This is a genomic window from Nicoliella sp. ESL1106, from assembly GCF_058509965.1.
In genome coordinates this window covers 148,282-171,058 of the sequence record NZ_CP196340.1, presented here as the reverse complement: position 1 = coordinate 171,058, position 22,777 = coordinate 148,282, and the positions used below count along the sequence as shown (strand labels likewise).

The 22,777-nt window shown below is 38.4% G+C and carries 22 protein-coding genes; 13 read left to right on the top strand and 9 right to left on the bottom strand.

Annotated elements, in window-relative coordinates:
- Positions 1–109: 109 nt before the first annotated feature.
- Entirely contained in the window at positions 110–1,585 is a 1,476-nt protein-coding gene (zwf, locus tag ACSVI6_RS00760; protein ID WP_491716833.1) for a glucose-6-phosphate dehydrogenase, read from the bottom strand.
- 269 nt (positions 1,586–1,854) lie between these two features.
- Here zwf and ACSVI6_RS00755 point away from each other — a divergent pair, with 269 nt between their 5' ends.
- The 3 genes from ACSVI6_RS00755 to ACSVI6_RS00745 all read left to right on the top strand — a co-directional run bounded on the left by ACSVI6_RS00755 (position 1,855) and on the right by ACSVI6_RS00745 (position 5,171).
- A complete protein-coding gene (locus ACSVI6_RS00755) occupies positions 1,855–2,619 on the top strand; it encodes an Ig-like domain-containing protein (RefSeq protein ID WP_491720742.1) in 765 nt (254 codons plus the stop codon).
- An 85-nt stretch (positions 2,620–2,704) separates the two neighbouring features.
- Positions 2,705–3,880, top strand: coding sequence for an MDR family MFS transporter (locus ACSVI6_RS00750; protein WP_491716831.1), 1,176 nt, complete (start codon positions 2,705–2,707; stop codon positions 3,878–3,880).
- A 49-nt stretch (positions 3,881–3,929) separates the two neighbouring features.
- Entirely contained in the window at positions 3,930–5,171 is a 1,242-nt protein-coding gene (locus ACSVI6_RS00745) for a zinc ribbon domain-containing protein (RefSeq protein WP_491720741.1), read from the top strand.
- 47 nt (positions 5,172–5,218) lie between these two features.
- On the opposite strand, the gene nrdI is transcribed toward ACSVI6_RS00745, so the two are convergent.
- Complete coding sequence (nrdI, locus tag ACSVI6_RS00740; RefSeq protein ID WP_491720740.1) at positions 5,219–5,686, bottom strand: class Ib ribonucleoside-diphosphate reductase assembly flavoprotein NrdI; 468 nt, start codon at positions 5,684–5,686, stop codon at positions 5,219–5,221.
- 90 nt (positions 5,687–5,776) lie between these two features.
- Positions 5,777–7,192 carry a hemolysin family protein gene (locus ACSVI6_RS00735; protein WP_491716828.1) on the bottom strand — a complete coding sequence of 472 codons (1,416 nt, stop codon included), beginning with the start codon at positions 7,190–7,192 and terminating at the stop codon, positions 5,777–5,779.
- A 217-nt stretch (positions 7,193–7,409) separates the two neighbouring features.
- Here ACSVI6_RS00735 and ACSVI6_RS00730 point away from each other — a divergent pair, with 217 nt between their 5' ends.
- The 4 genes from ACSVI6_RS00730 (at position 7,410) to ACSVI6_RS00715 (ending at position 10,550) form a co-directional block, all read left to right on the top strand.
- Entirely contained in the window at positions 7,410–7,832 is a 423-nt protein-coding gene (locus ACSVI6_RS00730; RefSeq protein WP_491716827.1) for an Hsp20/alpha crystallin family protein, read from the top strand.
- A 172-nt stretch (positions 7,833–8,004) separates the two neighbouring features.
- Positions 8,005–9,234, top strand: a complete 1,230-nt coding sequence (locus ACSVI6_RS00725) for an ammonium transporter (protein WP_491720739.1) — start codon at positions 8,005–8,007, stop codon at positions 9,232–9,234.
- An 86-nt stretch (positions 9,235–9,320) separates the two neighbouring features.
- Positions 9,321–9,635, top strand: coding sequence for a hypothetical protein (locus tag ACSVI6_RS00720; RefSeq protein WP_491716825.1), 315 nt, complete (start codon positions 9,321–9,323; stop codon positions 9,633–9,635).
- A gap of 114 nt (positions 9,636–9,749) precedes the next feature.
- Complete coding sequence (locus ACSVI6_RS00715) at positions 9,750–10,550, top strand: CPBP family intramembrane glutamic endopeptidase (RefSeq protein ID WP_491720738.1); 801 nt, start codon at positions 9,750–9,752, stop codon at positions 10,548–10,550.
- Between the two features lie 47 nt (positions 10,551–10,597).
- Here the strand turns inward: ACSVI6_RS00715 and ACSVI6_RS00710 are convergent, their stop codons facing one another.
- Positions 10,598–11,446 (bottom strand): aldo/keto reductase, encoded by an 849-nt coding sequence (locus ACSVI6_RS00710; RefSeq protein ID WP_491720737.1) that lies wholly within the window; start codon positions 11,444–11,446, stop codon positions 10,598–10,600.
- A gap of 133 nt (positions 11,447–11,579) precedes the next feature.
- On the opposite strand from ACSVI6_RS00710, the gene ACSVI6_RS00705 reads away from it, so the two are divergent.
- Both ACSVI6_RS00705 and ACSVI6_RS00700 read left to right on the top strand, forming a co-directional pair.
- A complete protein-coding gene (locus tag ACSVI6_RS00705) occupies positions 11,580–13,928 on the top strand; it encodes an HAD-IC family P-type ATPase (protein WP_491719817.1) in 2,349 nt (782 codons plus the stop codon).
- Between the two features lie 155 nt (positions 13,929–14,083).
- Complete coding sequence (locus tag ACSVI6_RS00700; protein WP_491716821.1) at positions 14,084–14,722, top strand: HD domain-containing protein; 639 nt, start codon at positions 14,084–14,086, stop codon at positions 14,720–14,722.
- Here the strand turns inward: ACSVI6_RS00700 and ACSVI6_RS00695 are convergent.
- Entirely contained in the window at positions 14,719–15,273 is a 555-nt protein-coding gene (locus tag ACSVI6_RS00695; RefSeq protein WP_491720736.1) for a hypothetical protein, read from the bottom strand. The genes ACSVI6_RS00700 and ACSVI6_RS00695 overlap by 4 nt on opposite strands.
- A 196-nt stretch (positions 15,274–15,469) precedes the next feature.
- The gene (gene ybaK, locus ACSVI6_RS00690; protein WP_491720735.1) at positions 15,470–16,006 is read right to left on the bottom strand and encodes a Cys-tRNA(Pro) deacylase; all 537 of its coding nucleotides are present in this window, start codon (positions 16,004–16,006) and stop codon (positions 15,470–15,472) included.
- Between the two features lie 87 nt (positions 16,007–16,093).
- On the opposite strand from ybaK, the gene ACSVI6_RS00685 reads away from it, so the two are divergent.
- Both ACSVI6_RS00685 and ACSVI6_RS00680 read left to right on the top strand, forming a co-directional pair.
- A complete protein-coding gene (locus ACSVI6_RS00685) occupies positions 16,094–16,816 on the top strand; it encodes a GntR family transcriptional regulator (protein ID WP_491716818.1) in 723 nt (240 codons plus the stop codon).
- A gap of 228 nt (positions 16,817–17,044) precedes the next feature.
- The gene (locus ACSVI6_RS00680; protein WP_491716817.1) at positions 17,045–19,444 is read left to right on the top strand and encodes a phosphoketolase family protein; all 2,400 of its coding nucleotides are present in this window, start codon (positions 17,045–17,047) and stop codon (positions 19,442–19,444) included.
- Between the two features lie 66 nt (positions 19,445–19,510).
- On the opposite strand, the gene ACSVI6_RS00675 is transcribed toward ACSVI6_RS00680, so the two are convergent.
- Positions 19,511–20,377: an RluA family pseudouridine synthase gene (locus tag ACSVI6_RS00675; RefSeq protein ID WP_491720734.1), complete on the bottom strand. Its 867-nt coding sequence runs from the start codon at positions 20,375–20,377 to the stop codon at positions 19,511–19,513.
- A 245-nt stretch (positions 20,378–20,622) separates the two neighbouring features.
- Between ACSVI6_RS00675 and ACSVI6_RS00670 the strand changes: the two genes are divergently transcribed.
- Together ACSVI6_RS00670 and ACSVI6_RS00665 are read left to right on the top strand one after the other, a co-directional pair.
- Positions 20,623–20,874 carry a hypothetical protein gene (locus ACSVI6_RS00670; protein WP_491719428.1) on the top strand — a complete coding sequence of 84 codons (252 nt, stop codon included), beginning with the start codon at positions 20,623–20,625 and terminating at the stop codon, positions 20,872–20,874.
- Between the two features lie 24 nt (positions 20,875–20,898).
- Positions 20,899–21,375 (top strand): hypothetical protein, encoded by a 477-nt coding sequence (locus tag ACSVI6_RS00665; protein WP_491720733.1) that lies wholly within the window; start codon positions 20,899–20,901, stop codon positions 21,373–21,375.
- 34 nt (positions 21,376–21,409) lie between these two features.
- On the opposite strand, the gene ACSVI6_RS00660 is transcribed toward ACSVI6_RS00665, so the two are convergent.
- Together ACSVI6_RS00660 and ACSVI6_RS00655 are read right to left on the bottom strand one after the other, a co-directional pair.
- A complete protein-coding gene (locus tag ACSVI6_RS00660) occupies positions 21,410–22,288 on the bottom strand; it encodes an SAM-dependent methyltransferase (protein ID WP_491720732.1) in 879 nt (292 codons plus the stop codon).
- Positions 22,266–22,703 (bottom strand): helix-turn-helix domain-containing protein, encoded by a 438-nt coding sequence (locus ACSVI6_RS00655; RefSeq protein ID WP_491720731.1) that lies wholly within the window; start codon positions 22,701–22,703, stop codon positions 22,266–22,268. The genes ACSVI6_RS00660 and ACSVI6_RS00655 overlap by 23 nt, the downstream gene beginning before the upstream one ends.
- Between the last annotated feature and the right edge of the window lie 74 nt (positions 22,704–22,777).

The window sequence follows — 22,777 nt, the reverse complement described above, 5'->3', positions numbered from 1 at the left end:
AAAGAATTCATCAAGTAACGTAAACGCTTACTTTGATATGATTATTTGTTTTAATACAACTCTATTTTAACATTTAGAGCGTTAAAAGTGAATTAACTTATTCAAATCATTAATCTTCAGCTCTGAATGCCCAATTCCGACCGGAACGGGTGAGTAATTCCTCAGCAGCCTTAGGGCCCATTGTCCCTGGTGTGTAGTTAGGGAAATCAGCCTTAGTGCTGTTCCAAAGCTTTTCGATTTGGTCAACGAACTTCCAAGCTTGACCAACTTCAGCCCAACTAGCGAAGTTAGTGTGGTCACCCTTCATTGCGTCGTTGATCAGTCGTTCGTATGGAAGTGGAACTTCCTTCATTTCATCATCAGTAAGATCATGAGTGAACTTGAAGCTGTCGGTCGTGTAACCTTGGCCAACGTGCTTCTTGTTTAATTGCATTTCAAAACCAGAGTCTGGTTCGATCTTAATCGTAATTACACTTGGTACCAATTGAGGATCAGTGCCATTTGCACGTGCAAAGTCATCCAATGCAGGTTTCTTAAATACAACGTCGATTCGTGCGAACTTATCAGCTAATAGCTTTCCAGTCCGAACGTAGAATGGTACGCCAGCCCAACGGTTGTTTTGGAATTCAAGCTTTCCAGCAACGAATGTTTCGGTGTTGGAGTCTTCTGGAACGTTGTCTTCATGACGGTAGTCCTTTTGGTCACCCTTAGAACCGTATTGGCCACGAACGAAGTTTTTAGCAACTTCTTCTTCATCGTAAATATGAAGTGATTGTAATGCCTTCACCTTTTGAGCACGGATTTCAGTATCCTTGTACTTGTTAGGTTCGTCCATTGCCAATAGGCTTAGGATTTGCATGATGTGGTTTTGCACCATATCACGAAGGGCTCCTGAAGTATCGTAGTATCCAGCCCGTTCACCAACCCCCATGTTTTCAGCAAGGGTCACTTGGACGTTATCGATGAATTGGTTGTTCCAAACTGATTCGATCATTGGGTTACCAAAACGAAGGGCGGCGATGTTTTGAACCATTTCCTTCCCTAAGTAATGGTCAATTCTAAATACTTGGTCTTCATCAAAAGCGGAACTCAATGAATCGTTTAGTTCTTGAGCAGATTCAAAGTCGTGTCCGAATGGCTTTTCAATAATGAGGCGGTTAAAACCATTATCTGAGAAAACATCTTGTTGTTTTAAGTTGTTAGCAACTAAGCTAAAGAAACGAGGGGCTAACGAGATGTAGAAAATCCGATTACCCTTTAAGTCGTACTTAGCATCTAATTGATCTGCTAATCCCTTTAATACCTTGTAGTGTTCAGGATTAGTAACATCGTGTGCCTTGTAATAAAAATGACTAGCAAAGTCACTTACTTGTTGATCATTTTCAGCAGCGCCTTTAACTGAATCAGAAACAACGGAACGAAACTTATCATCATCCCATTCTCTTCTACCAGTACCGATTAATGCAAAATGTTCCTTAATTTCTCCCTTTTTATATAAATTGAAAAGGGCAGGATACAACTTCCGTGAAGCTAAGTCACCAGTTGCACCAAAAAGCGTTAGCAAAGCAGTTTGTTCAGTTGCCAATACTGTCACACTCCCTAGATTTAAATTATTAATTCAATATTTATCATACAGAATACACGTTGCTTATTATATACCACATGCAAAATCAAAGAAAGAGTTTACACTAATAATATGTAAACGCTATCTTAAATAATAAGGGGAAGTAAAATTAATTAAATTTACATAATATAAGAACGATTTTGCCATTTTTATATTGCTATTAATTTCTAAAATGATTAATATATAATAAAAGTATATACTAGTCACGAATGACAAAAAGGAGAACCATCATGAAAAAACCATTATTTTTTGCAATTGGCGCACTGTTCCTAGCTTTCTTTGCATTTGGGAATGGCGCAAACGCTGCTAAGGTCAATACTAAAGAACCTTCAATTACAGTGCCAACTGTTACTACTTCAGATAATGAAATCTCAGGAACTGCTACTAAGAACGTCAATGTTTATGTTAAGTTGAATAATAGTAAAAAGGTTGCCTCAACTACCTCTGATAGTAAGGGTAATTACACGATCAAACTTCCTAAAAAGTATGCAGTTAATACTAAACTTTACGTTTATGCCCAGGCATCCAATGCATATAACTACTTTTACCGAATCGTAACTGTTAAGGAGGGATCTACGGATACTAGTAGTTCAACCACTAGTTCATCAAGTTCGACTACTAGTAGCTCAACTTCTTCAAGTAGTGTCAATACAGCTAAGGTCAATGAATTAATGGGCAGTTGGAAGTCCAGTGCCAGTGGTAAATACACACAACTCTGGGTATTTAATAATGAAACTGGTTTAAATCAAACCCTATACAAGAGCAAGACCTATGATAGTAAATTGCTTAACAACGCCGTTTTTAACGTTAAAAACGTCAATGGAAACGTAATTACCTTAACTTATCGTGGTAAAGGCATTAAGAAGACCAGTACAATGTACATTCGGTTAGTAAGTAAGAATAAATTCTACTTGGTAACCAGTGATAATAAGTTAGCCAAGGTTAAGTTTGGATCAGCACCGGCTGCTACTTATACGTTCACTAAAATTAAATAATTAATTTTAATCTTTTTGGCCACCCTAGTAAACGCGAGGGTGGTTTTTTGTTAGAATGGGTTTTAACGTGGAATGGGGTGAGATAATGGGAAAGCCAAAAGAAGTTGGAATGAAATCAGTATTGATTTATTCAACGCTTTTAAACGCAGGTTCATCATGTTTGTGGCCGCTAACAACCATGTATATGCACGATTACTTACATCGCTCTTTAACTGAATCCGGGTTGATCTTATTTTTAATGTCAGCCTTTATGATATTAGGAAATTATATTGGTGGGTTCTTATTCGACAACTGGTCGGCTTATAAAACCGCCTTGATCAGTATCTTTATTTCAACGGCATCGATTGTTACGTTGGTCTTCTTTCATGGTTGGCCAATGTTTGCAATTTTATTGCTCATCCATGGACTAGGGGATGGGGGCAGCTTGACCTTGATTAATTCTTACGCCACGACGATTAAGTCGAAAAGTCCTAGGTACGTTTTTAATACCCTCTATATTGGGATGAATATTGGAGTGGTGCTAGGGACTGCGATGGTTGGCTACCTGTTGAAATATGGAGTAACAACTGTGTTCACGGTGACTGCTGGTTTTTATTTGATCTTATTGCTAATGGCGATCAAGCTCTTTAACATTGACTTTACAGGATATGACCATAACCATCAGGTAAAGAACGTTGACGGCCCCAAGGCAAATACGATGCATTTACTGTTGGCAATTTGTTTTCTGATATTCAGTATTTACTTAATTTATGCGATTTGGGGCAGTGTCATGCCGATTCATATGACGCAATTAGGGATGTCTTTTGAGGAGTATAGTTCTATTTGGACGATTAATGGATTAATGATCATATTCGGCCAAACGATCGTTAGCAAAATTGGACGTAAATTTGAAATTAGTAAACAGATTTCATTTGGAATCTTTATTTTTGGATTAGCCTTTTTATTCTTGGTATTTGATCGTTCTTACCTATCATTTGCATTTACAATTGCATTCCTTACGATTGGAGAAATGATTGGCTTTCCAGATTTACCAGCTTGGATCGATACGTTAGCAAATGACTCGCAAAAGGGGCTTTACCAATCATTCTTTAGTATTTCAATGTCGTTAGGGCGCGCAATCGGTCCGCTTTATGCTGGCGTCTTTGTTGAATATTTAAATTATAATTCACTATTTATCTTTTCATTTGGTTTGATTATATTTGCAATCATAATGGTCTTGATTCGCAATCGAATGCTAAAACAAAATGAGAAATTAAAATAAATATAGTATAATTAGATTATCTATCATTTTTTAGGGGGGAGGTGATTAAATGGCAGCCGAAAAACAAGTTCAATGTCCACGTTGTCAACATTCCAATGATGCTGAAAATCAATTCTGTGATTACTGTGGATTTAACTTAACTGCCTTTTTTAGTAAGGATGAAGAAGCGGAAAATCCGACTCCTGAAGATTTATACGCTTTTCCACAAATTCCATCGCGGCTACAAGAGTACAGTAATAAAACTCATTTAGACCACTCTCATTTAGATACGAAAAGGGTACGCCTAACGTTCAAAACGTTTAAGCATAAAAAACGGTGGGCGTTTGCAGCTGCCATTATTATCTTCGTGGTTGGTGGGTATAGTTATGGTCATTTTTACTACTCTAAGTCGGTTACTCTAAATCGATTGGTAGCAAGCGTTTCCAATGGTGTCCCTGATCATGATTTTGTTTCTAAACGCACTCACCATGATGATACGAAAATGATCGCTGGCTATTTTAAAGCCAATCCCAAATTAGTGGAACATTTAAAAAGTGATTTAGGTTCTGGGAACCATACTAGTGATGGTTTTTTTACATATCAGAAAACGGGGACTCATTTTGGTATTTTTCCTAAATATCAGGTGGTGATTGACAATGACTTGATCGCTCAAAAAACCTATGCGGTGAAAATTAAAACGATGCCATATGCTTTGATCTTATTAAATGGGAAGGTGATGAGCTATGCAGATGCCGATGGAAATTATCATTTAAAGCACCTAACGAGTGCATCGCTCAAAATAAGCGCCAAGTATCATTACGCTAATCGGGGTGTGACCACAAAGCAAATTAAAGTGACCCAAAAGGATGATAATAGTACCATCATGTTGTTCAAAAAGCATTTGCAAAAGCGTTCTGATGGCTCACAACAAGCACAAACCACATTGGCTGCAATGTATGCGAAGGTAGGGCGCTTAAATAACAAGGGTTCTGATGCTGGTAAATTAAGGCATTACTTTGTTGATGGCAAAGATAATCGTTTCTATCAATCAATCTATCAACTCGCTTATTCATTTTATCAACGTCAATTTAAGGCTACATATCGGCCAAGCGTAAGTAGTTTTAAACGCATCGGACGGAATCGATACGTAGTTGTTTATAAATTAACCTATCATTTTGATATTGGTGATCAGATTCATATGCAGGTATTTAAAACCACCGCAGTAATGCAAAAAGCACAGCGTGGCTATCAAGTGATTTCAATTATTTCTGATGGAACGCCGATTAAGGATAAGTATTATAAAAAAGATTAGCCCGATTTGGGCTAATCTTTTTTAGCTGACTGCTAAAATATTGATATTTAAAAGTTGCTCTCATTAAGTCGATTTACCATTGTTTGATACACTCCTTTAACATCGACATTGGTGCCCCGTAGCTCATAATCATCAATAAATGGAACCCCAAAGTCACGAGCGTAACGCTTGGCAGTGAGGCAGTATTGTTCATTAAAGTTTTTATTACCACTGCCGATGACGCCTAGACAACGGGTGCGATTATCTTCATATGCAATGTATTCACCGAGGACGTTAGTCATTAGCTCCTTGACGCCATTATCAATTCCGTTGCCACCATCCAAATATGTGGGGACGAATGCAAAATAAGGCTTTGCTTCAATTGCAAAATCACTCGCATCACTAATTTCTCGTGCCTCAAATAATGGCATTGATTTATTGTTGGCGTGTTGGGTACTTGCGTATTCAGTTAATGATTCCATGAAATTTCTGGTATTACCACTAATTGAAATGAAGAGGGCTTGAATTGGTTCCACTAATATCACGTTCCTAACTTAATTTTGTTGACTGTTAATATTGTATCAAATTAAAAAAACGAACGGGATTGACCGCTCGTTTTTGATATTTTATTTAGCGTTACTTTGATCTGCAGCTTTGGCTTTTGCAGCGGCTGCTTCAGATTCATGCTTTTTAACTTGGTCTAAAGTCGACTTTTGAATCTTAGGTTTGGCTTCGTTCAAGTTCGTAACTTCGAACCAGTTAATGAATGAGTTTTCATAATCCAAAATCTTAAATTCAAAGTTCATGATTTTAATTACTTTGCCAACCTTAAGGTCATCATAATTATCAATGATGAACCCGGCAATTGTAACGATGTCTGACCGATCAAAAGCTTTAATATCAGTATTAAAGTATCTTTCAAAGTCATAGGTCGTTAATCGACCGTTTACTTGGTAGGTCCCCTTAGGTTGCTTAAAAATAAATTCGTTGGTAGCTGGATCGATTTCATCACGGACAGTTCCGAATAATTCTTCGTAGATATCCTTATCGGTAATAATTCCAGAAGTCCCACCGTATTCATCCACCACAACCACGATTGGAGCGCGGTTCTTGATCATTTGTTGAAGAACCTCTGTGATCGGCGTGTTCTCAGAGGTCGTCGTAATATCACGAAGCAGTTTATCAATTCCAATGTTTGGATCAACACGGGATTGCCGAACTAAATCGTAATTATAAACGTACCCTAAGATGCGATCCTTATCACCATTAGCGACCACAGGAATTCGACTGAATTTCATTTGTAGGTACAGGCGCAATGCTTCCTTGACCGTTGCAGTGATATCTAACACCACTAATTGAGTTCGGTCGACCATGATATCACGAGCAACCTTATCATTAAGATCAAAAGCCCGCCGCATATATAGGTAGTCATTCTTTTCTAGTTCCCCAGATTGAACGGCATTTCTGGATAACATTAGAATTTCGTTTTGTGAATAAGTATCATCGTTTTCATCTGCCATCTTGATCCCCATCATTTTAACTACCGCACCAGCAGAGATGTTAAGTAGCCAAACAAATGGGTAGAACATGGTGTGCAGATAATGAAGTGGTCCGGATACGACATCTAGCATCTGCCGTGGTTTATCAGTACTCAAGTTCTTTGGTACAACTTCAGTAAAGACCACTTCTAAGTAAGTTAGCAATCCAACCCCGATAATAACACTGATTCCCTTTGCTGATGCTTCGCTGATGTGAACTAAATCTAAAACATCAGAAAGCATGTGATCAATAAATGGTTCACCAATCCACCCTAAGATGATTCCAGCAAGTGAAACACCCACTTGAGTGGTTGATAGGTAATCATTAAGATGTGTAACCATGTAAATTTGGCGATCCAACTTTTTTTGATTACCGTTGCCACTAGCTTTATCATCTTCCAATGAACTAAGTCTTGTTTGCACTAATGCAAACTCACTCGCAACGGAAAATGCGGCAAAGAAAAACGTAAATAGAATAATTACTAATTGTATCCCACTAGACAATAAGGTTCCCTCATTTCTGAATCTATAATATATATTTTATTTATATAATATGTTAATTATACAGCTAAACTAGCGATATTAAAATAAATATTGCAGACTGCTTTTTAGCAGTCTCAATTAACGAGTGCTAAATATTTGAATTCTGAGTTAAAGCGACTATCATAGATAATGTAATCAAGGTTACAAACAATTTAATGACAAAGGGAGTCTTATGATTATGACAAATGATTTAAGAAGTATTGATTCTGCAATTGATCCAATGGATGATTTCTTTGGTAATTTTGGCAAGAGTTTCTTATCTTCTGTGTCAGGTAATCAAATGAAGACTGATGTCGTTGAAAATGATGATAACTATGAAGTGGATTCAGAATTACCAGGTTTTAAGAAAAATGACATTAAGTTAGATTATAATGATGACACACTCAGTGTTCGTGCGGTTCATGATTTGACGAAGGAAGATAATGACAAGGATGGCAACGTCTTACGGCGCGAACGTTCTTCTAGCAATGTTGCGCGTTCCTTCTACCTACCAGGTATCGATGACGAAAAGATTACCGCGAGTTATGATGGTGGAATTTTGAAGATTACGTTACCAAAGCGTGCTAATAATAAAAAGAATACGCATATTGAAATTAAATAATTAATGGTTCAATTCAAATAAGCAGTTAGTCATTATTGGCTAGCTGCTTATTTTTATGTCATAAGAAATAACATTGAACGCTAGTTTTTAAACATTTGATTAAAAAAGGACTGGTAAATAAAAAAATCAGTGTTATAATATCTAACATAAAGTTAAAAGGATGTGGATTGTGATGAGTTTAGGAAGTACAGTCTTTGTTTTGATTTCTGCAATACTAGTGTTATTAATGACCCCTGGGTTAGCTTTCTTCTATGGTGGATTAGTTTCCAAGAAGAACGTTGTTAATACTATGTTCTTAGTTTTCATCATGACTGGTATGATTGCCCTAATGTGGGTGATTTTTGGTTATGGATTTTCATTTGTTGGTAACGGGGCTTTTATTGGTGATTTTAAGCATTTCTTCTTGAGTGGGATTGATTTAAATTCTCTGCAGCCAAGTAAAATTCCAACGGGAGTTTACATGTTATTCCAAATGATGTTTGCGATTATCACTCCTGGATTATTTATTGGTGCGATCGTTGGCAGAACCAAGTTGAAATTTATCTTACTATTTATCTTCTTTTGGTCAATCGTAGTTTACTACCCAATGGTACATATGGTTTGGAGTTCAACTGGATTCTTAGCTAAGATGGGGACTTTAGACTTTGCTGGTGGAACGGTTATTCATATTAATGCTGGGGTGACTGCCTTTGTATTAGCCAAGCTAATTGGTAAGCGTCTTAACTATGGCAAACCATTCCAAGCTTACAGTGTTCCACTAGTTCTAATTGGAACAACATTGCTTTGGATCGGTTGGTATGGATTCAATGCTGGTTCAGCATTAGCAATGAATGATGTTGCAATGCAAGCCGCAGTGACAACGACCGTTGCGACTGCAGCATCGATGATGACTTGGTTCTTATTAGATGTATGGGTAAACAAAAAAGCTAGTTTGATGGGGGTATGTACAGGAACGCTCTGTGGATTAGTTGGAATTACCCCCGCTACTGGGTACGTAACCGTTGCTGGAGCATTTTGGATCGGAATTATCGCAACGATTGCCAGTTTTACATTCATTACCTACGTTAAACCTAAGATTCAATTGGATGATACCCTTGATGCTTTTGGTTGTCATGGAATTAGTGGGATGGTCGGCAGTATCGCAACTGGATTATTTGCATCTAAGTTAGCGAACCCATCGATTGCTGATAATGGACTATTTTACGGTGGTGGTGCGCACCAAGTATTAGTTCAAATCGGCGCAACGTTGTTCACGATTGTTTTTGTAGCGATTGCTGCTTATGTAATTGCTAAACTTCTTAGTTTTGTAACTCCAATGAGAGCAACCAAGGAAGAAGAAATCAAGGGAATGGATCTCATTGACCATGGCGAAATGGCAGATGACTCTGTTCATACCGAATAAGAAGTAATTTCAGACCGCTAAACAATTATGGTATACTTACTATATGTAGATATTTCAAATTGTTTCTCGGAGGGAGGATTTATTACTTGAAAGTAGACAACTACGTCCCAAAAGATAAGCGCAAACAGGTTTCCGAACAAAAAGTGCGGCGGTTAAAGAACTTAAGTAAGGTAGCAATCGTTACCTGTTCACTTATGTACATCTTTTACTTTCCACAAATCATTGCGAACTTAAACGGGCAACCCGGCTCACCAATTCAATACGCAATTGCGACAATTAATGCTTCGCTATGGGTATACTATGGATGGGCTAAAACTTATCGTGATTGGCCATTGATTATTTCGAATATTCCAGGAGTTATCTTTGGTTTAGTCACCTTTATCACAATTTATATTCATTAATTAAAATGATTCAGTAACTAAATTGGTTACTGGATTTTTTTGATGATTGCAAACGATTTTAAATAAGCATATTCTTGTATTTATCAATTTTATTTTAGGAGTGGTGATTCTTAAATGCGTTCCAAATCAGTCACCTGGCTTTTACTGGTAATTTCAATTGCCTTGTTACCGATATCGTCATATTTATTCGACCTAGTGTTGCCAGTTCGTTTTGGCTATGAATTGAATACTTTTAACATCATGATGCTTTTAGCCCATGAATGGCTTTGGATTATTATCATTTTGGCTTTTAACCATTGGGTAATTAAACAAAGATTATCATTTAAGTTTAGTCGGTTTGACTTTAAAGTCCCATTTATTTTTATAGTCTTGTTGATTTTATTAGCCCTGTTTTCAGAGGTGTTCAGTAATCAGGTGCATCATTCAATCTTAGTGGATTTGTTGATAGCCATATTGGTGGGTTCCGTAGGGCTTTTAGAAGAAACACTTTTTCGGGGGATTATCTTCCCACAGGTATTAGGTACGCTTAAAAACTTGACGAATCGATCTGTTTACATCGCAGTCGTTGTTTCAAGCCTAATGTTCGGCTTCCTTCATGGCTTGAATATTTTACACCAAAGTATCCCGACAACGTTGGTCCAAATTATTTTCGCAATTGGCATAGGATGTTTTTTATGTGCAATGTACATTCGTTCAGAATCATTGCTGGTGCCGATGCTGATCCATGGATTGTGGGATTTTAACTCTGCATTTGTTACGAGCAGCATTAGTGAAAAAGCAGTGAAGTCATTTATGCAAGAGGGACTGCAATCCCTGATGATATTGGCTATTTTTTCCTCAATTGCTTTTACGATCCTACGTCCTAGCATGTTAAAACCTCACCAAAAGTGGTTAAAACAAATTACTGGTCACTAATTTAAAAACAGCTTAATTAGCAATGATTTGCTAACTAAGCTGTTTTTTTAATGGTATTGGTGTTCTAATTCATATACTAATTCTGGATCGTCACCGGTTCTTTGGTTCTTATTTAATTCGTTAATTAATTTCATCTCGGTATCTGAAAGGGTGAAATCATAAACATCAGCATTTTGTTTTACTCGTTCGGGTTTGTTGGACTTTGGGATAACCGCCACCCCCCGTTGGAGATGCCATCTTAAGATTACTTGGGCAACTGACTTATCATGAGCTGCACCAATCTTAGCAATGACGGGGTCGTTTAAGACTGCCCCACGGCCAAGCGGACTCCATGCTTGGGTTAAAATCCCAGCTTGGTGGTTGAAATCAACCATCGTGGGTTGGCTGAGGTAGGGATGGAGTTCGATTTGGTTCACCACGGGCATTTCACGGGCTTGCGTCTTCAGGAATTCCAAATGGGTACGATGGTAATTACTAACCCCAATTGATTTAATTTTACCAGCGTCCTTAGCATCTTCTAACGCCCGCCAGGTATTGAAAAATTCAGAGTGGATTGGCCAGTGAATCAATACTAAGTCAAGGTAGTTAGTTTGCAGTCTTTGTAGTGATTCGTCAACGGCTTTAAGGGTTGAATCATACCCCTGCTTTGGTTCTGGAATCTTAGTCGTAATAAAAACGTCACTCCGACTTAAACCAACGTTTTTAATGGCCTGACCTAAAACGGCTTCATTGCCATAAAATTGAGCAGTATCGAAAAGCCGATAACCGACTTCATAGGCCATTTTAATAGCGGCATCCATTTCAGCTTGTTCGTTGATTTTATATGTTCCGAATCCCTCCATTGGAATTTCGTTTCCATCACGTAACTTAAAAGTATCCATAATTGAATTATCCATGAAGAAAAAAGCCTCCTCTTATTTAATAAGAATATAATAAGACGAATGGTTTTATGATAGCAAACATTTTCACCTCTGCACTAAAGTATTATACAATAGGTATTAGAACTATTATTAGGAAGGGTGGTCATCTATGGCTATCGATTGGCATCAAGTCGATTTTGATCGCGGATTAACCGCAGATCAAGTCAAGGCTAAGGTTGAAGCTGATGAAATTAATCATTCGCCCAAGACGTTAACGAAGAGCGTCTGGCAGATAATTAAAATTAACACATTTACGTTATTTAATTTAATTAATGTTGTTTTAGCAGCTTTTGTTATTTACACAGGGAGTTATAAAAACTTATTATTCCTGGTGGTTGCAGTTATTAATACGGTAATTGGTTCGTTTCAAGAAATTCGTTCGAAACGCCAAATTGATAAGATGACTTTGTTATCGCGTGATAAAACAACGGTGATTCGGGACGGACAAACCGTGACGATTGACCCGAATCAAATTGTGGTCGGGGATGTGATCGAATTAACGCGTGGTAGTCAGGTGCCAGTTGATGGAATCGTCCTCACCACTAGCGCTTTAGAGGTTGATGAATCCCAGATTACTGGTGAGTCGGATTCGATTTCCAAACAACCAGGGGATGAAATCACCTCGGCCAGCTCGGTCGTTAGTGGCAATGCTAAAATGGTTGCTGTTAAGGTAGGGCAGGCTTCGTTCGTTAATCAAATTTCAGCGGTAGCAAAAGATGACGGTGATTCTAACGGTAAGATGTTGAACGCGATTAATCGCATCATTAAGATCTTGACGTTTATCATCATCCCATTAGGGATTATCCTTTTTACTTCCAAAATTTTACGGGGCAGCGATGTTAATAACGCAATTTTAGGAACGGTGGCGGCCGCAACTGGAATGATTCCGGAAGGACTGGTTTTGTTATCATCAATGACGCTTGCGGTTTCTGCAATGAAATTAGCCCACAAACGGGTATTGGTTCGTAACCTCCCCGTAATCGAAACGTTAGCACGGGTCGATACGATTTGCCTTGATAAGACCGGAACCATCACGAGTGGTCAATTAGCGTTTGAAAAATTAGTCCCGTTTACTGGTTATTCAACCAACGCTTTAAAGGAAATGGTTGGTGCTGCTGTCCACAGTATCGGTGATGATAATGAAACTGCGACCGCCTTGAAAGCTGCGATGCCTAATCCTGGTTGGCAGGCGACTGAGGTCCATCCGTTCTCATCGGCTCGAAAGTGGAGCGGTGCATCTTTTAACAATGGTAGTTTTATGGTGGGAGCGCCTCAATTTGTGGTGGATCACCTATCCGATGACCAAGCAGCGCTGGTGAAAAAATATGCGGCCCAGGGAAATCGGGTGCTAGCGATTGCTAAAGCTGATCGCTTTGCAGATGAACGCCCCGTTAATCCGTTAATAATTGGCTTGATCTTGATATCAGATGTGATCAGACCAAATGCTGAACGAACGTTAAAATTTTTTGCATCGCAAGATGTTGATATTAAAGTGATTTCTGGTGATGACCCCGTTACCGTATCGAGCATTGCTAGACGAGTAAAAATTAAGAATGCCGATCGATACATCGATATGTCAACGGTGGGGTCCGATCCTGACTATCAACAATTAACTAAAACTTACACCGTTTTTGGACGGGTGACGCCTAACCAAAAGCGCGAGTTAATTAAGGGGTATCAAAATGATGGGCATACGGTGGCTATGACTGGAGATGGAGTTAATGACATGCCGGCCTTGAAACAGTCTGACTGTGGAATTGTAATGGCTTCAGGAAGTGAAAGCGCAAAGAGTATTGCGAACTTCGTTTTGATCGACTCGAATTTCGATTCAATGATCGATGTCTTAAAAGAAGGCCGTCGAGTAATCAATAATATCGGAAGTGTGGCCTCGCTTTATTTGATCAAGACGATTTATTCAACGATTCTGACGGTGCTATTTATTTTTGCAACTCATGACTATCCATTCTTACCGATTCAATTGACCCCAATCTCTACGTTCATGATTGGGTTACCTTCGTTCATCTTAGCGTTGGAGCCTAATTATCAACGAGTGACCGACCAATTTACCAAGAAGATTATTGATATTGCAGGCCCAGTGGCAATTAGCATTGTCTTTTACGTGTTAGCAATTTTATTTGCGTCGCGAGAATGGCCGATGGCATATTCACAAACTTCAACCCTAAGTGTATTAGCAACTGGGGTTTGTTGTTGGATCGCATTACTGATGGTCTCACAACCGCTTAATAAATTTAAGGCACTGGTGGCAGCTGCAACTGGTCTGATCTTCCTATTTACTTTTATGGTAGTTGGTAACTTTTTCTCACTAGTTTCGGTGTTCAATAGTCCACTATGGGTATTTGCTTTGATTATCGTTGTGAGTGCTTATCCACTGATTTTACTAATGCAATGGGTTCGAACACAGTTGGGGATGCTCTTTGATAAATTTAGGACCAATTAGCATCGAACGGTGAATTTAAATCATGATAATTAAAAAAGCAATCCATTTTGCGGCAAATTGCCAACTGGATTGCTTTTAATTTCTAATTGGTATAATTTAGAAAATAAACTATGATAAACTATTGATATTTATTATTGAGAAGGAATGAATAAACAATGGAAACTGCTTTTAATCAAGTTGCGCCATATGTTAAAAATCAGATGCGAAACGATCGGACTGGCCATAGCTTTGACCACGTTGAACGGGTAGTGAACAACGTTCAATCGATTTTGGTGAACGAATCACGTGCAGATGCGCTCGTTGCCCTAACAGCTGCTTATATGCATGATTTAATTGACGATAAACTAGTTGATGATCCTGGTAAACAGATTGCGATCGTTAAGTCTAAGCTGCAAGAATGGCATTATTCTGGGTCTAAAATTGATGCCATTTTAGATATCATTGAACACATGTCATTTAGTAAAAACCTAGAACATCATTATGAATTAACCGTTGAGGGGCAGATCGTCCAAGATGCCGATCGATTGGATGCCATTGGTGCGGTCGGAATTGCTAGAGCCTTTTACTACGGAGGTCACTTGGGTGAAAAGATGTATGATCCATCCTTAAAACCGCGTTCTCAAATGACGATTGAAGAATATCGGAACCCTACAACGATCGTAAATCATTTTTATGAAAAACTATTGAATATCAAAAATAGTTTAAATACCGATACAGCACGTGAAATGGCACGAGTTCGTCAAAAAGTAATGCAGGAATTCTTGACTGAATTTAAGGTCGAATGGGGGGACTAATGGTTCGTAATAAGGCGAATCAACCCGTTGCTTAATACCGTAACGATCAGTGATAGGCAAAGGACTCCGTTGATAATCATGCTAGTTGTGTGCATCCAATTTAGATAAATTGGGGCAACGCCCAGTAGGGTGGCAAAACTAGATACCACGATGATTAAGATCAAAAGGATGAATAACCCAAATTTAATATTGCTTAAATCATCTGCACTTAGGTCGAATCCACCAATTGCAATAGAACTAGCAACTAATATTAAAACTAATAGCTTCCAGATAGATGAAATTGAAAGAATGCTGATTGGAAATGACCAGTTTGGCAGGGTGGATAAGCTGTTGAGTAGCGCTGGTTCTAATAACCAAGTTGCAATGAATAGGATTGCTGTACAGCCGAAAATGGGCGCAATGCCGATCATGAGGTTACCAAATCGTTGGTAACCACTTTTCGGGTTGAAGGAGTGGTTAACATATCCTAATTTATTATCTTCTGCTCCTCTGGGAACGTGAATTAAGCGAACCCCTGTGATTTTATGACCAAACAAAATTGCAACTATCATGTGACTGAGTTCGTGGATAAAAATCCCTAAGCTACCAAAAAGCACTTGTCCTCGCACCCCATAGCGATTAGCAATTAGCTGTTTGCAGCCATGACTGACTTTTCTTAACGCACAAATAATGATGATGGGAAATATTAATATTTCTACCATCACAATTGCGTTTGTGCTAATTAATAACTGGATAATATCTGTCATGTTAATTTTCCGTTGCGATATCAGCAAATTCTGCATGAACGAGATTTTTTAAATCCACTGCTTCTAATTCTACAGATCTACCAATTTTACCTGAAGAAACAAGGATTTTACCCTGTTTTTCCGCCGAACGATCGATATAAATCGGGTATTCAAATTTTTCCCAGATCCCGATTGGGGTATTAGCACCGTGTTCATAACCAGTGGTTTTCTCAAGTTCTTTTAATGGCACCATGTTGACCCTTTTATTTCCAGAGACACGGGCGAGTTCTTTTTCGTTGAGATGCTTGTCCAACGGAACGACTCCGACAACAGGGCCGGTCGTCTTACCAGTCAACACAAGGGTTTTGTAAACCCGATGTTCATCAATATCACCATGATTTACGTCAAGTTGAGCAACATCGCCTTGCATGTGGGTCGCAAATTCAAATTGTTTATAGCTAACCTTAGCCTTATCTAGAATTTTTTCAACCAGCGTTTTTTTTAATTTTGATTTTTTAGACACATTAATTACCACCTTTTTATTTATATATTCTAGCATATTGAATTTTCATTTTTAAAAAGCGTTTAATATTCTGTTATACTGAATACAATTATGATTAATTGGACGTTTTCGAGGAGTAGTGAAATGGCAGATTTAGTTTATCACAAAGTGATGCAAGATTTAAAAACGCGAATTAGCCGCAATGAATTTCCCAACAATCGATTACCAGATGAACGTTCTTTGAGTGAATCTTACGGAGTTAGTAGAAGCTCAATCAAACGTGCGTTATCATTTCTGGCTGATCAGGGAATTATTTTCAAAAAGCGGGGCGCAGGAACATTTGTTAATCCCCTTTTTATGAAAGCAAAAACAATTTTTCATTATGATGGTTCTAATATTGGAATCACAGATAGTATGGAAAGTCAGGGAGAATCCCCACAGATCAAGTTACTGGATTTTAAGGTGGTGCCTGCTAGTGAGGATTTACAGCAAGACTTATTTTTAGATGAAGATGATTTTGTTTATGAAATTAAGCGCCTACGTTCTTTTGGTAACCAACCGTTTATGATCGAAACGGGGTACATTCCGATTAGTATTACCCCGAAGTTAACAAAACAGATTGTCTCTGGATCGATTTTTAACTATTTGGAATCGGAGGTCGGTAAAACGGTGACCAGGTCGTTTATGTCAATTATGGCTGAGCCATCAACTGAAGATGATCAAAAGCTATTGGGATTAAAGCCAAATGAACCCGTTGGAGTTATGGAAGGAATTTTTTTCCTTGATGATGGAACCCCGTTTGAATTTTCTAATATGCGATTACACTATCAATATCTGAAGTATAATACGTTTGTTCAAATCAGTTAAGAAAAGGTTAATAATTATCATAAAAGATTGGACTATTTAACCGTTTTCATTCATAATATACGTAATGATTAAAAGTCGACTTTCAAATTGGTGCGTATCAATTTGCAAAAAGGTTGACTTTTAATTTAAATCTATTATCATAGTGATTGTAAATAAAATTAATCGTATATGGTTAATTTTATGTTGACGTTAATCTATGTATTTAATTTACTAAAGGAGTGTTATTAAATGGCAGAAAATTTCGATTCCAAAGAATATTTGGAAGAAGTTGACAAGTACTGGCGTGCTGCTAACTACTTATCAGTAGGTCAACTTTACTTGCGTGCCAATCCATTATTAAAGAAGCCTTTGACTTCTGATGATGTTAAAGTTAAACCAATCGGACATTGGGGTACTATTACTTCCCAAACTTTCATTTACGCACATTTAAACCGTGCAATTAAGAAGTACAACCTTAACATGTTCTACATCGAAGGTTCAGGTCATGGTGGCCAAGTTATGGTTTCCAACTCATACCTTGATGGTAGTTACTCAGAAATCTACCCTAACATCTCACAAGATGAAAAGGGTATGGCTAAATTGTTCAAGCAATTCTCATTCCCAGGTGGGGTTGCTTCACATGCTGCTCCTGAAACTCCAGGTTCAATCCACGAAGGTGGGGAACTTGGTTACTCACTTTCACACGGTGTTGGTGCAATCCTTGATAACCCAGACGTTATCGCTGCTACTGAAATCGGTGATGGTGAATTCGAAACTGGTCCATTAGCTGCTGGTTGGTTCTCAAGCAAGTTCATCAACCCAATCACTGATGGTGCCGTTTTACCAATCATTAACTTAAATGGGTTCAAGATTTCAAACCCTACTTTATTAAACCGTATGACTGACGAAGAAATTTCTGATTACTTCAAGGGTCTTGGCTGGAAGGCTACCTTTGTTGAAAATGGTACTGACTTCGACGATCATATGGCTTACCACGAAAAGATGGCTAAGGTATTGGATGCTGCTATTGAAGACATCCAAGCAATCCAAAAGCATGCTCGTGAAAACGAAACTCCTGACCACGTTAAGGAACCTGTATGGCCAGTTATCGTTGTTCGTACTCCTAAGGGTTGGACTGGTCCAAAGAAGAACCTTGAAGGCGAACCAATCGAAAACTCATTCCGTGCTCACCAAGTTCCACTTGACATCTCTGCTGAAAAGATGGAACATGCTGACATGCTTGTTGACTGGTTGAAGTCATACAAGCCAGAAGACTTCTTAAACGATGATGGTACTATCAAGCAAGAAGTTATCGACATGGCACCTAAGGGTGACCAAAGAATGGCTATGAACCCTATCACTAATGGTGGGATCAAGCCAGAACCATTGAAGTTACCTGACTACCGCGACTTTGCCGTTGACGTTAACGCTGAAGGCCACGGTCAACCAGTTGCTCAAGACATGGTTGTATGGTCAAACTGGTTAGGTGAAGTTGTTAAACTTAACCCAACTAACTTCCGTGCATTTGGTCCTGATGAATCAATGTCAAACCGTCTTTACGGTGTGTTTGAAAACACTAACCGTCAATGGATGGAAGAAATTGAAGAACCAAACGATGCTTACATGGCTAACCATGGTCAATTAATTGACTCACAATTATCAGAACACCAAGCTGAAGGTTGGTTAGAAGGTTACGTTCTAACTGGTCGTCATGGATTCTTTGCTACTTACGAATCATTCGGTCGTGTTGTTGACTCAATGTTAACTCAACACTTCAAGTGGTTACGTAAGGCTGCTGAACAAACTTGGCGTAAGCACTACCCATCATTGAACTTTGTTGATACTTCCACTGTATTCCAACAAGATCACAATGGTTACACTCACCAAGACCCAGGTATGCTTACTCACTTGGCTGAAAAGAAGCCTGAATTCATTCGTGAATACTTGCCAGCCGATGCTAATACTTTATTAGCTGTTGGTGACGTTGCATTCAGAAGTTACGAAAAGATTAACTTAATCGTTACTTCAAAGCACCCACGTCCACAATGGTTCTCAATCGAAGAAGCTACCAACCTTGTTAAGGATGGTTTAGGTTACATCGACTGGGCATCTACTGACCAAGGTGAAGAACCTGACGTAGTTATCGCTGCTGCTGGTACTGAACCTACTTGGGAAGCTTTAGCTGCAATTTCATTATTAAACGATGAATTCCCAGAAATGAAGATTCGTTTCATCAACGTTGTTGATTTATTAAGACTTCGTACTCCTGAAAACGACCCTCGTGGTTTGAGCGATGCTAAGTTCGATCAATTGTTCACTACTGACAAGCCAGTGGTATTCGCATTCCACGGCTTCGAAGACATGATCAAGGGTATCTTCTTCGATCGTCACAACCACAACGTTCACGTTCACGGTTACCGTGAAAATGGTGATATTACTACTCCATTTGACATGCGTGTTCTTAACCAACTTGACCGTTACGACCTTGCTAAGGAAGTTGTTAACGACGTTCCAGAATACGCCGTTAAGGGTCAATCATTCGTTCGTCGGATGGAAGACATGGTTGCTAAGCACAATGCTTACATCCGTGATGAAGGTACTGATTTACCAGAAGTTAACGACTGGAAATGGAAGCCTTTAAAGAAGTAATTAATCTTAAACATTAATTGCTGACAAGCAAAAAAGTTCCGAACCTGAATGGGTTCGGAACTTTTTTTACATAATGAAATCATCTGGTATCGGGGCTTCAATTAAATGATGTTGCATTTCAAATGGTTGAATTAAATCTAACCGATATGAATGGAGTTGAAGCGGGCCATTGCTGGTGGGATTATATAATGGATCACCAATCAATGGGTGCCCAATTGCTGCTAAATGGACCCGAATTTGGTGGGTGCGGCCAGTTGCTAGGCGGACTTCCAGCAATGTTTGGTTCGTTCGCTGCTGAATTACTTGATAGTGGGTGATAGCTGAAACGGCGTTTTGACCGTTTACCATGCGCTTTCTTTGATCATTTGGATCCAATCCGATCGGCATTTCAATGGTTCCAGCCATGGTGTTCATTGTTCCTGTAACCCAAGCTAGGTATGTGCGTTTGATTTGTTTCTCACTAATTAAACGGGTCAAAATTGGGACAACGACCGGATTTTTACCAAAGATGATTGCCCCAGATGTTTGTTGATCGAGTCGGTGAATGATATATGGTCGTTGTTGTTTATCAGCTAAGTATGCTGCCACATGATTAATGGTGGCCCCTGTTTCGCCAGGTTGATTCGGATGCGTTTTATCACCACGCTGTTTGTTGATAACGATTAGATCGTCGGTTTCATAAATTGGTTCTACGCCGATCGATGAATCGGCAATCGGAATTTGAACGGGTTGAAAATCAGTGGGTTCAAAGGTTAAGGCTACTTGGTCACCATTTTCAACTGTAAAATTCATTGGCAGGTAATGGTCGTTAACCAAAACCCGCTGGGCCCGTCTTAGTTTAAAAATAAGGTGTTTGGGAATTAACAGTTGTTGACTTAATAATTCACGAACTGTGCAAGTTCTCCTTGCGGTTAAATGGTATTGCCAACTCATTCGAAGTCCTCCCGACTAATAAAAATTAGTAATAATAGTTGTTTATGTTAATGGATTGTGGCATTGTTATACTAGATAATGATTCAGAATGGATGGGGAAAATGCAAAATAAAGAGTTGAATATCGGAGCCATATGCTCACTATTTGTGTATATTTTAATTAATGTAGTGATGTGGGTGGGGTCTTCGTTACTTAGCGGAGACGCACTAATTAAAACGGTCCTGATTGCGTGTGTGTTATACTTATTGCCAATTGGACTAGCTTACTTGAAAATTCAATTTGCTTATCATATTTTAGGATTAATAATGATTTTTTACACGCTTAGTTTTATTACATCGGTTACTTTAATTACTGATGGTTCTATTAACATCTGGATTAGAATTATTAACCTCTTGTTTGGAATTTTAGGCATCTTGATTAGTGTTGTGTGGTTTCAAATGGTGTTTAAAAATTCTCAAAAACGAGTTGCTGCTAGGTTAAAACGAAAAAATAAATAGGAAACGGTGAAAATAAAAATGGAAATGGATGTTCAAAAATTTATCGATCAGGTGACTAATGAACAATTTGCTGCTACTAATTTTACAATTAAAAAATCTGCATTGGAAAATGATTTAGCTTCTATTTTTGCACCAATGCTTAAATTTATTACTGAACAAATTCAAAGCGATCAAATTGCTCAAGCACGTTTAATTGTAGATGATTCTGATATTATTTTTAAGTTGGAAACGGGAATTATCAATTTGCCTTTCAACTATGTAAAAGCAATCAGTAAGATCATGTCAGGAGATGGGGTGCAACCCATTAACGTTTACATGATTGTTGAATCACCAGAAGTTAATCGCTCTAAGCTTAGAATTGATGAACTAGCTTCTGCTAATGAATTTATCGCTGATCAATCTGAAATGTTAAATAAGGTGACCCAATGGGCCCAACTTCAAATTGACAAAATTAATTCTAATGATGAAGCGATCGATACAGATGCCGAACAAACAAATTAATTTACTAAAAAGACCCCGTCTTAGACAGGGTCTTTTATTTTACGATGTATAACTGATCATGAATCAAATCAAATGGTTGGTGGTGTAAATTAAGTTCTTTGGCTGCTTTTTGATCAGTAAATTCAGCATTTTGCCAGAATTGCTTTGAGTTGGTAGCACCATTTTTTTCACCAATTACAATTAACTTAATTTTACGTTCAGCTTTACGAATTGCTTGTAACAGCTCCCAGTCAACTGGAACCCCATCTGGTGACCAACACATGATAATGGTATCAACGGTTGATTCATACTTATGAAAAGCCCCTAGTGCATCTAGTTGTTCGACATTAGTCACTGGATGCTTACCAGTTTCGTTCTCATTGACCCATTCTAAACTATCGGTTGCAATTACGTTTGTATTATTATTCCTGAGCCCCTTTGAAATATAACCGTTGCCAGCCATTACTTCCAACACCGTTTCATTGCCAACGTATTCAGAAATTGCCTTTGTGAATGGAGCTGAAATATAAGCCCACATCCCGTACTGTTCTTCGAGGTAATCACGATAAGAACGTAATTGTTTATCTAGTTTAGGAAGCGCATCTGAATATTGATTCCATAATTGATCGCCCTCATCACTGTCGGCTGGAAATTGTTTATTAACGGTTTGAAAAATGGTATCTTGGATATTATCTGGCAGTAATAAATTAGGCATATCCTGCGGTAGATTGCCAGCGCTCAATAGCTGATCACTAATTAACACATTATTGATTAAAAATTTAATTTCACCAAAATCGCTGAATAGGTCAGCATATTGTTTTAATTGTTCAATATAACTAGGCCGATGGGTAACTTGGTTGTTTTTTTTCAGCTTTTTGATTAATTTTTTACGGTTAATGGGTGAACCCTCCTTATTCTTCTGTTTCAGGACCAAAGTCAAGGTTTAATTCTTCTTGGCGGTTATTAGCTTGCTTTTTATTGTTATGATTTTGTTGACCAATCATGTATGCACGAATTAATTCAAAAATCTCGCGCTTATCGTTTCTGGAAAGTGGGTTTTCATCGAATTGTAAGTCGTCTGCACTAATTAATGAACGGGCGATATCCTTGATATTATCGTCGTTTCTTCCAACTAAAAAATCAATGCTGACGTTAAAAAAGGTCGCTAATTTGATTAGTTCTGGAATCGAAGGTGAACGAAGGCCTAGTTCCCATTTGCCCAATTGTGCTTCCGTATTGGGATGGGGCTTAGACTCAAACTGTTTGTTTAAAGCGGCGGCTAATTGGCTCTGGGTCAAATTATGTCCCCGTCTTAAGGCCCGTAGTCTTTGTCCGAAAATAGATAACATAAGATCACTCCTTAGCTGTATTATACAGCCAAAAATGATTTCTGAATACTAGAACGGGCCAAGTAATCGACCTA